Origin of the sequence: Flavobacterium sp., from assembly GCF_043756175.1 — a bacterium.
Taxonomy (GTDB): domain Bacteria; phylum Bacteroidota; class Bacteroidia; order Flavobacteriales; family Flavobacteriaceae; genus Flavobacterium.
Window position 1 is genome coordinate 1 of the sequence record NZ_JAYURN010000119.1, and the last position, 10,564, is coordinate 10,564.

Here is a 10,564-nt window from a genome sequence, read left to right on the forward strand (position 1 = left end):
CGGCTAATGCTGCTTCTTTTATAGCTTCTGCAAATGTTGGATGTGCGTGACTCATTCTTGAAATATCTTCGGCAGATGCTCTAAATTCCATTGCGGTAACTGCTTCTGCAATTAAATCGGCACAACGAGCACCAATCATGTGTACACCAAGGACTTCATCAGTTTTAGCATCAGCTAGAATTTTTACAAATCCATCGGTATCACCTCCAGCTCTTGCTCTTCCTAATGCCTTGAATGGGAAACTTCCTGCTTTGTATTCTATACCATCTGCTTTCAGTTGTTCTTCAGTTTTTCCAACTTCAGCAACTTCTGGCCAAGTATAAACAACTCCAGGAATCAAATTATAATCGATATGTGGTTTTTGACCTGCCAAAATTTCGGCAACCATAACTCCTTCTTCTTCTGCTTTATGAGCTAACATGGCACCTCGAACTACATCACCAATGGCATAAATATTTGAAACTGAAGTTTGCAAATGATCGTTTACTTCTACCATTCCTCTGTCAGTAATTTTTACACCAGCTTTATCTGCTGAAAGACCATCAGTATAAGGACGACGACCAACTGAAACTAGTGAATAATCACCTTCTAAAGTAATAGTTTCTCCTTTAGTATTTTCAGCTTGAACTGTTACAGCATCGCCATTTCTTTCTACTGATTTTACTTTGTGTGAAACATAGAATTTCATTCCTTGTTTTTTTAACACTTTTGTCAATTCTTTAGACAAAGAAGCATCCATTCCTGGAATAATTCTGTCCATATATTCTACTACCGAAACTTGTGCTCCTAATCTTAAATATACTTGCCCAAGCTCAATACCAATAACGCCACCACCAATAATTACTAAATGTTTAGGAACTTCTGGTAATTTTAATGCTTCGGTCGATGTGATGATTCTTTCTTTATCTAATTTTATAAAAGGTAAAGATGATGGTTTAGAACCTGTTGCTATAATGATATTTTTAGCTTCAAGAACTTCCGAAGTTCTGTCTGCTTTTGTAACTTTTACATGAGTTGCATCTTCAAAAGAACCTAATCCTTCGAAAACGGTCACTTTGTTTTTGTCCATTAAAAATTTTACACCACCAGAAGTTTGATCCACAACAGCTTGTTTGCGTGCAATCATTTTTTCAAGATTTACTTTTACTTCTCCAGAAACTTCAATTCCGTGGTCTGCAAAATGTTGTAATTCTTCGTAATGATGAGATGATGCCAATAATGCTTTTGATGGAATACAACCTACATTAAGACAGGTTCCGCCAAGAGTCGAATATTTTTCTATAATAGCAGTTTTGAAACCTAATTGTGCGCAACGAATTGCTGATACATATCCGCCTGGACCTGAACCTATAATGACTACGTCAAATGAACTCATAGTTAGTGTTTTTTTTTTTTAATAATGCAAAATTACGAATTTAATTGCAATCATAAAGGCAAAAATCATTACCAATTTTTCAAAAAAATTAAATTTCTATAACCGTTGTGTTTTTTACCTCAGAAATCATAAAGGTGCTGTGTGTGCTACCTATATGTTCTAATGTTGTCAGTTTTTCTACTAGAAATTCACGATATTCTTCCATGTCTTTGAGTACAATTTTCAGAATATAATCGTAATCGCCACTCACGTGATGACATTCTAATACTTCGTTAAGCTTAATGACTTGACTTTCAAATTTTGTTAGAAATTCTTTTGTATGTTGAATTAGTTTGATATGACAGAAAACGACAAATCCTTTTTCAATCTTTTTTCTGTTTAATAAAACAACATGTTTTTCGATAATACCTTCTCGTTCCAGTTTTTTTATACGTTCGTAAACTGCTGTAACAGAAAGATTTAATTTTGATGAAAGTTCTTTTGTAGTTTTCTTACTATCAGTTTGTAATAATTTTAATAAGCTTTTGTCGATTTCGTCTAAATTCATGATTTTAAATTTTCTAAAAATGACAATTTTAAATCATTTTTAATGTTTAAATAATTTCAAATGTATTAAATTATAGTTTTATTTTCTAATTTATTTCATTTGCATTGTGATTAAATCTAATATTTTGTTTTTTTAATGATTATTAGTTGATAACAGAATGTCCTAGCCTTTTCCCGATAGCAGTGGAAATCCTTTTTTTTGAGATTTTTTCGAAAAAAAAGATTGTAATGAATTGCTTCGCCAGTTCGCACTTTCAGTCTCTGGTGTAGGAATAGCTTCTAAAGAAAATAAAAGTATGAAATATTTATGAAACCTAAATCACGAACATAAATGAATGTTTCTCATAAACATACCATATTCCGATAAAAAACAAATATTATTTACATATGAAAAACTTCAATCCCGCAGACAAAATTCAAGATTTGCAATATTTTGGCGAATTTGGAGGTGTAAATCCTTCTATTTCAGACAGTTCTACCTATACCTTTTTGTCGGCAAAAACCATGTTTGACACTTTTGAAGGCAATGCCGAAGGTTGTTACCTCTATTCTCGTCATTCTTCGCCAAGTAATTTGTATTTAGACAAAGCACTTGCTGCCATGGAGGGAACGGAAACGGCAAATGTTGCAGCTTCTGGAATGGGAGCAATTACTCCAACATTATTACAATTGTGTGGAAACGGTGATCATATTGTTTCGAGCAGAACAATTTATGGAGGAACGTACGCTTTTTTGAAAAATCTAGCGCCTAGATTTGGTATCAAAACAACATTTGTAGATATTACTAAATTGGATGTTGTAGAAGCAGCCATTACGCCAAATACTAAAGTTTTGTATTGTGAAACGGTAAGTAATCCTTTGTTGGAAGTGGCTGATATTGCTGGTTTGGCAAAAATTGCCATTAAACACGATTTGAAATTAGTGGTTGATAATACTTTTTCGCTATTGTCGGTTTCACCAGCAAAATTAGGTGCAGATATTGTGATTCATTCGTTAACTAAATACATAAATGGAAGTAGCGATACTGTAGGTGGCGTGGTTTGTGCTTCGCAAGCTTTTATTAATGATTTAAAAAATGTAAACTCAGGTGCTAGTATGCTTTTGGGACCAACGATGGATAGTTTGCGAAGTGCAAGTGTAATGAAAAACCTCAGAACTTTGCATATCAGAATGAAGCAACACAGTCATAATGCGATGTTTTTGTCACAAAAATTTGAAGAAAACGGAATAAAAACGGTTTATCCAGGTTTGAAATCACACCCGAGTCACGAGATTTATTCAGGTATGATTAACCACGAATATGGTTTTGGTGGTATGATGACTATCGATGTTGGAAGCTTGGACAAAGCAAACGAACTGATGGAACTCATGCAAGAAAGAAATCTAGGTTATCTGGCAGTAAGTTTGGGTTTTTATAAAACGTTGTTTTCTGCACCAGGAACATCAACCTCGTCTGAAATTCCGTTAGAAGAGCAAGCAGAAATGGGCTTAACAGATGGTTTGATTCGTTTTTCTATTGGGTTAGATAACGATATAAATCGTACTTATGAAATGATGCATGCTTGTATGAAAGAATTAGAGATTTTATAGTAAAAATTCTATAAATTTTATAATCCGCTTGAGAGTAATCTTAAGCGGATTTTTTTTTAGTGTTTTTCTACCAAATCCCAATTATTAAATCATCCCATAGCAATATAGATAAATGGGTTAGCTGGCTTCCCAACATGTCGTTTTAAAATAGTTATAGTTCTGGTTTCAAAAATGATAACCGAGCTATAAATGAACTTGTTGTGCTATGCAAGCAATGGGTAATCACTATACCACTAACCAGCCCAATCACCGTGTAAAAGCTGAGCCGATATAATAGTAAAAATAAATATGTTTTAAACTTAAAAATCTACACCCACCAGCAAAGTTTTTTAACCCAAAAACAAAATCCCTTTAATCTTTTTAATCTGTGGCAAAAAATTTAACATTTTTTTAAACAAAAAGTCGTTTTACAGGAATTTAGGTCGTTTTTAAGCAAGTGCGTATTTTTTTAGGTGTGTACTTTTACAGTAATAGTAACAATAAAACCAAAATACCATGACAAAACCACAAAAAATCCCCAAGAACCAGCAAGTGAACAGCACAACCGTGCCAACACTAACCACCCGAGTACAAAAAATGAATAATAATTTAATTATTACAATATGAAAAATAAAATAAAAAGAATGTTCCTAACAGTATTACTGCTACTTGGAGCATTATATCCTAGCGCGCAAGCGTATGCAAATAGATTGCCCTTTCGGTTAATTTCTGCGGAAGAAAAAGAAATTTTAGTCAATAATTTAGCTAATGATAAAATTTTTGCTCAATATATAGCAACAACATTTATTATTAATTTAAAACATATCTCTAGCCTGTCTTCTTTAGAAAAACAAGATAGATTAATGGGTCTTGAACAAATGCAAGATCTTTCTACTTCAAATAATGAAATTGAGCTCAATAAATTAACTCACAAGCTAGGTTATAAAGATTTCAACGAATTTAAAAAGGTAAATGATATAGTTTTCAATCTTTTTAATCAATTATCTGAAAGCAATCCTTTAATTAAAAAATTAGATGAATCTCAAATTCAAGAAATATTTAAACTAGCAACATTAAATAACACTTTTAAAAAAAAAATATCTAATCTAAAAATAAGCGATAATAAATGGTATCCGTGTTTTTTGACACTAGCTAATTGTTTCGGATCAGTTGCTATTTCTTTTGGCGCTTACAGCACGTGGGTTGCAATTGGTTGTGCAACAACTATTATGACAAATCCTTATATAAGCCCGCCGACAGGAACAACCTTACTTGGTGGGAATGTTGCCGAAAAAATAACATTTGGCGCTCAAGTAGTAGTTTGTATTGGTGCAGAGTTGAAAAGAATTAGTGAAGCTTACTACGTAACATTTAATAATGGTGGATTTATTTGTACTTCAGTATTTGCAGGCTGTATGAATGGAATAACTGTTACTGAAACTGTAGATTTACTTAAATATCTTTTTGAAAACAGAAACAATAGCTCTATGCCAAATGAATTATAACCATGAAAAAAATAATCTTAATACTACTCACCCTATTCATCACTTTTTTTGCGACAGCAAAAAACAAAGATGATGCAAAAGCAAATACTGTACTAGCTCCTGGAGCACCAACACTTTTTCGAGTTGCTGCTTCAGGAAATTACTGGAATTCGACCACTTTTACTTGGAGTGCTCCCACCACAGGAGGAGCAGTTACGTACTACACCATTTACTTAAAGAGGCAGGCTGATGTTGCATACACTAAAGTAAATCAAAGTATAGCGTCAACCACAAGAACATATACTTTAACAGATGCGCAAATGCCTATGCCGATGGATTATGAGTTGTATATAACTGCTACTAGCGGTACAGAAGAAAGCGCACAAAGCACTCACATTTTTTATCCAGCCAATCAAACTGTTAATCCTCCTGCCATATATGGAATAAGTAGTACCTCTGTAACCTCTCAAGGATTTACACAAGCTTGGCTTGCAAGTACATCTAGTGACATTGTTGGTTATTTTGTTTTTGCAAACGGCATTCCAGTTGGATTTTCTAGTGCATCACCATGCGTAGTTACTGGCTTAAATCCAGTAAGTACATATAGTGTTACAGTTGCAGCAATGAATAAATATGGTGATATATCAGTAACTCAAACCCCAAATACAGTAACAACCTTAAATTATTGCGCACCTCCAACTTTTCAAGCAGATTGTTACACATCTCAGGCTTACATACAACAAGTACAAATTACAAATGGAAGTACAAATACGTTAAGTTATCCAAGTTTGACAAGAGGTATACCCACTACAAAAACGTACAACAATTTTACAACAAGTGTTGCTGCTCCTGCATTACAAGCAGGAAGCACAAACAATGTACTTAAAGTACGAGCAGTTGTAAATGGAGCTAATGATGCAAACGTAGCAGCCTTTATAGATTTTGATAATGACGGTGTTTTTGAACCTACTGAACTAGTCACAATGGGAGGATTAACTTATAAAGGATCTGGAGGCTCAAGTGTAACTTTTGGTGTTCCTGTAACATTTGTGTCTAATGGTATTAACGTACCTGCTAATGCTGATGTTGGTACTGTAAGAATGCGAATTATTTACCAAAGATACCCAAATGGTAGTACTTATGTAAATGTGACTGCCGTATGTAATCTATTAGATTCTGCTACAAACGACCCTAATTTTACCGCTCTGGGGGAAATTGAAGACTTTACCATAAACATTACAGCTCCGGCTGCAACAACTGCTAGATCCGCAAACCCTGTTGCAAAAACAGAAAAAATAGTAGTAGAAAATACCCTAACAACACCAGATCCTACAAACCTGATCATTTACCCCAACCCAGTCTCTGGCGACTATATGAACATTACCGCTATAGACAACAACACGCCCTATGCCATATACAACAAAGTAGGGCAAGAAGTAAGCAAAGGCAAAGTTACCAACGGCACCATAAACGTAGCCAACCTAAGCACAGGCAGTTACTTGCTACAAGTACAAGTAAACGACAAGCGCATTGTAAAACAATTTATAAAACAATAATTTAAAATTTAAAAATATGAAAAATATAAAAAAAAATATGCTTGTAGTAGCTTTAATTTTACTATCATCCTACACAAGCGTTCATGCACAAACGTATACTTTTGGAAATTCAGCCGGAAATGGTGCCGATATGTGGATCGCAAATTCGGATAGAACAAACCATTACGGTCATTTTAGAGCCCAGACAGGTGCTACTTCTTTTACCTTAACCAATTATGGTAACAGATTTGCTTTAAGTTATCTGTCTACATTTGCGACAGATTTTAACAATATCGGTACTGAAGTTATTACTTTTACTAGTACTGGTGGTATAATGGCTGATGGTTATATTAGTGCGGGAGGTACTATAGGTGCAAGTGGTAATATTACTTCGGCAAGTAATATAGTTGCAGGTGGTAATATTATTTGTAATGGTAATATTACTAATATTGGCAACGTTGGTATAGGTACTTCAGCGCCAACACAAAAATTAGATGTAAATGGGAATGCATATATAAACGGTAATATTCTTCAAACTAATAATGGTACTGGAATTTCATGGGGAAATAATTATAGTAAAATAAAAGATAACGGCAATTTACAGATATTGACCGACGATTATTTTTATATTGGCAAAAGTGATTCTAATGGAAATATGGCTGGTACAACAATGTTTGCAAATGTAGTCACTGGCAACGTCGGTATAGGTACAATTAACCCAACTGCAAAATTACATGTAAACGGTAAAATAAATGCAACTGACTATGCCGTGGTTACAGCAGTTGCTGCAGATTATGTTTTTGAGAAAGACTATAAATTAATGTCATTGTCTGATACAGAAGCGTACATAAAAGCCAACAAGCACTTACCAGCTTTTAAATCGGCTAAACATTATGAAACAAATGGTTACACCATGATAGAAATGAACGTAGCTTTAGAGCAAACCATTGAAGAAATGACACTTCATGCAATTGCACAAGAAAAAGAAATTAATAACCTAAAAAGCGATATGGCGCAAATAAAAGCCATGTTGCTTAAAAAATAATTTTTTTTAAATAGTTTTTTTGATTAGTCAACCACTCCCTTGTTTACGGAGTGGTTTTTTGTTAGTTATTTTTCTATCCAATTGCCAGGATAAACAATAGTTAAAAACAAAAAACTAATGCTATGGTCTGTAAAAATGGCTTATTTTAGTTTATAATTCAATTTTAAATGTACGAGTGAAAAAAATATTACAAAAATGAAATAACATTTATCAGAAAAATTTAAAACTAAGAATCACTTGAACCATAACCAAATCGTTTAAACCAAAAAAATAAGTCTTGAAGTATTTTTTACTATTTGCTCTATTACTAAGTCACAGTTTTGTTTTTTGCCAAGACAAAAACAAAATAGACAGTTTGCTTGTGGCACTTAGCAAACAGAAAGAGGATACACTAAAAGCATGTATATATCATACCATTTGTGAGGAATACAAATTGTATGATCTAAAAAAAGTGGGTTTTTATAATGACAAATTAGCAACGTTATCCCAAAAACTAAAATACCAAAAAGGAATTGGTTTGTATTATTATAATTTATCTAAAATAACTTTTTTTAATAATGAAACTGAAAAAGCCATTAGTAATGCAAGAAAAGCCAAGGATATATTTTATAAAATTAAGGATTGGGACAATTACTTTCCTTCCTGTTGCAATTTAGCCGATTATCTAATAATGAACGAAGCGTATAAGGAAGCTAATTCCTTGCTTTATGTCAATTTAAAATTAGCGATTGAAAGAAAAAACGATAAAAATTTTCCACTTTTTTATCATCAATTAAGCAGATTATACAGTGCTAAGAGCTTGTACAAAGAAGCATTAATTTATGCTAAAAAAGCAATTGCACTCGAAACCGATACCAACAAAAAAATATCCATTTACCAAAATACTTCTCATATTTATTCTAGTTTAGGAAACTATAAACTAGCAGGATGGTATATGAATTTAGCAATTAGAATATCGGATTCACCACTAAGAAAACATAGATTATTGGTACAAAAAGTTGATATTTTAATCATAGAAAAAAAATATCTGGAAGCATTACCCATTTGTTTAAAAAATGAACAGTTTTTTAAACAAACAACCGATGAAACCACACATATTTATAATCGTTTATTTTTAACTAAATGTTATTATTATTTAAAAAAATACGATCTAGCACTACTCCAATTAAATAAATTTTTAATCGTTCCAAAACTTAAAAAAGACCTAAAAGTAAAAGTATTTGTCCTCGCAAGCAATATTTATCTGGAGACTAACAGGAAAAAAGAAGCCCAACAATACATTAATAAAGCCATTGATTTATTAAATCCAGATGATTACTACGAATTAAAATTAAATATATATACCACAAAATACAAAATAGAAGATGCTTTAGGAAATTATAAAACGGCTCTACATTATTACATAAAACAAGCGGATATAAAAGACGAAGAAAATTTAAAAATAAATAAAAATAAAATAAACGAACTACAAATAGATTTTGACCTTACCGACAAAAACAACAAAATAAAAAACCTAGAACTAGCACAACTTAAAAAAACTATAGAAAACAAGAACCAAAAAGAAAATGTAGTATATCTTTCTATTGCCTTAATTATATCGCTTTTATCCGCTTTTTTTTATTTTCGCAACAACAAAATTATCAAGAAAAAGAACTTTATCATTGAAAACGAAAAGCAACTTACTCAAAAATCATTAGCAGAAAAAGAAACGCTACTCAAAGAAATACACCATCGGGTTAAGAACAATATGCAGTTGGTGATTAGTTTACTTAAAATACAATCGCTAGATGCCAAACAATTATCAATCGATGCGTTTATCAACGTGAGTGAAGCTCGTATTACATCGATGGCATTAATACACGAAAATTTATACCAAAATGAAACCTTAGACAAGGTGTGTTTTAAAGACTATTTAAGCAACTTAACACAATCTATTATTGGTTCGCAACATAGCGCCAAAGAAATTGAATTGCAAACCACGGTAGGCGCAACTTTTTTAGATATTCAAACCGCTATTCCTATTGGTTTAATAGTCAATGAACTGGTCAACAATGCCTATAAGCACGCTTTTGAAAACAGACCCAATGGAAAAATTGCAATTACTCTTACAGAGCATCAAGGAGAATTTACACTTTCTGTTTCTGATGACGGTATTGGGTTTAACAACAATCAAAAAAAGCAAGATGGCTTAGGGCTAGAACTAGTTCGATTGCTAGTTTCACAAATAAAAGGTGTTTTACAAATAGACAATACGGTTGGAACAAGTTATACGATACAATTTCAAAACGCAACGCTATAAAATATAAATTACAAATATGAGAACAAAAATAACAGTAGTCGAAGACGAGTTAGTCATTGCTTTGCATATAAAAAGAGTTTTAGAAAAAGAAAATTACGAAGTAGCTATCGACATTTCATCGGTCGAAGATGCTATACAACATATCGAAGCAACGCCTCCAGACTTGGTGCTTATTGATATTAATTTGAATAAAAACAAAGAAGGAACTGAATTAGGTAGCTATTTACTAAAAAAAGACACCATTCCTTATATTTATCTCACGTCCTATTCTGACAAAAGCACTTTAGATAAAGTAAATATGACCAGACCGCAGGGTTATATTGTAAAACCATTTAAAGACGAAGATTTAGTAACTACGGTTTCGATAGTTTTAAATAACTATTCGCACAAAAAAATCGATGCCAATCGCACTGAAAATAACGAAAAAGACCCAATACCGTATAAAGTAAAAGAGATTGTAAATTATATAAATACCAACATAGAAAAAAAGCTAGATATAGAGGAACTTTCTCTTTTAACATCTTGGAAAAAAGACCATTTCACGAGACTTTTTTTTAAATATTTAGGGGTAACGCCTTATCAATATGTGATTAAAAGAAAAATCGAAAAATCGAAAGTGCTGTTATCAGATACTGTAATTCCTATAAACGAAATTGCTTATGAACTTGGTTTTGATAGTCATAGTAATTTTTATCATTTGTTTAAAAAAAT

8 protein-coding genes are annotated in these 10,564 nt (G+C 32.4%); 6 read left to right on the plus strand and 2 right to left on the minus strand.

From position 1 onward, the window contains the following. The coding region (gene lpdA, locus ACH2BP_RS09710; protein WP_395059364.1) for a dihydrolipoyl dehydrogenase at positions 1-1,375 on the minus strand (1,375 nt) is incomplete at its 3' end. Positions 1,376-1,463: 88 nt separating this feature from the next. Further along, complete coding sequence (locus ACH2BP_RS09715) at positions 1,464-1,922, minus strand: Lrp/AsnC family transcriptional regulator (protein ID WP_395059366.1); 459 nt, start codon at positions 1,920-1,922, stop codon at positions 1,464-1,466. Between the two features lie 386 nt (positions 1,923-2,308). On the opposite strand from ACH2BP_RS09715, the gene ACH2BP_RS09720 reads away from it, so the two are divergent. The 6 genes from ACH2BP_RS09720 to ACH2BP_RS09745 form a co-directional block, all read left to right on the plus strand. Then, a complete protein-coding gene (locus ACH2BP_RS09720) occupies positions 2,309-3,511 on the plus strand; it encodes an aminotransferase class V-fold PLP-dependent enzyme (protein ID WP_395059368.1) in 1,203 nt (400 codons plus the stop codon). Between the two features lie 602 nt (positions 3,512-4,113). Next, complete coding sequence (locus ACH2BP_RS09725) at positions 4,114-4,995, plus strand: hypothetical protein (protein ID WP_395059370.1); 882 nt, start codon at positions 4,114-4,116, stop codon at positions 4,993-4,995. 2 nt (positions 4,996-4,997) lie between these two features. Continuing rightward, on the plus strand, positions 4,998-6,530 hold the full coding sequence (locus ACH2BP_RS09730) for a fibronectin type III domain-containing protein (protein WP_395059372.1): 1,533 nt from the start codon (positions 4,998-5,000) through the stop codon (positions 6,528-6,530). Between the two features lie 16 nt (positions 6,531-6,546). Next, positions 6,547-7,554, plus strand: a complete 1,008-nt coding sequence (locus ACH2BP_RS09735; protein ID WP_395059374.1) for a hypothetical protein — start codon at positions 6,547-6,549, stop codon at positions 7,552-7,554. A 277-nt stretch (positions 7,555-7,831) separates the two neighbouring features. Next, complete coding sequence (locus ACH2BP_RS09740) at positions 7,832-9,853, plus strand: histidine kinase dimerization/phosphoacceptor domain -containing protein (protein WP_395059376.1); 2,022 nt, start codon at positions 7,832-7,834, stop codon at positions 9,851-9,853. 16 nt (positions 9,854-9,869) lie between these two features. Continuing rightward, the coding region (locus ACH2BP_RS09745) for a response regulator (RefSeq protein ID WP_395059378.1) at positions 9,870-10,564 on the plus strand (695 nt) is incomplete at its 3' end.